We start from the raw sequence: 408 nt of genomic DNA, 5'->3' as shown, positions 1-408 counted from the left end.
GGCAGGCAGCGCGGGGCAGCGTTTCGCCAAGGCGTGGCTGGTGACGGCGCTGAACCCGAAGAGCATCGTGTTTTTCGTGGCATTCGTGCCGCAGTTCCTGGACGCGCATCAGGCGTTCTGGCCGCAGGCTGCGGTGCTGATCCCGACCTTCGTGGTGCTGGCCAGCGCCAACGCCATGGTCTACGCGCTGCTGGCGCGCTCCCTGGCCACCCGACTGACCACGCGCCGTGCGCAGGCCAATGTGCAACGTGCCGGCGCAGGCAGGCAGCGCGGGGCAGCGTTTCGCCAAGGCGTGGCTGGTGACGGCGCTGAACCCGAAGAGCATCGTGTTTTTCGTGGCATTCGTGCCGCAGTTCCTGGACGCGCATCAGGCGCATCAGGCGTTCTGGCCGCAGGCTGCGGTGCTGA

At 67.9% G+C, this 408-nt stretch carries 1 protein-coding gene and 1 pseudogene; both read left to right on the top strand.

The annotated features are described in order from the left end of the window. Positions 1–40: 40 nt before the first annotated feature. Positions 41–190 (top strand): annotated as a pseudogene (locus AB4Z50_RS36160) (LysE family translocator); the annotation flags it as partial. 49 nt (positions 191–239) lie between these two features. Next, positions 240–408: LysE family transporter (locus AB4Z50_RS36155; RefSeq protein WP_441887328.1), on the top strand; the 169-nt coding region annotated here is incomplete at its 3' end.

The organism is Paenibacillus sp. 2TAB26 (assembly GCF_052115145.1).
Taxonomy (GTDB): Bacteria; Bacillota; Bacilli; order Paenibacillales; family Paenibacillaceae; genus Pristimantibacillus.
The sequence above is the reverse complement of the archived record's forward strand: the minus strand, read 5'-3'. Positions and strand labels throughout refer to the sequence as shown.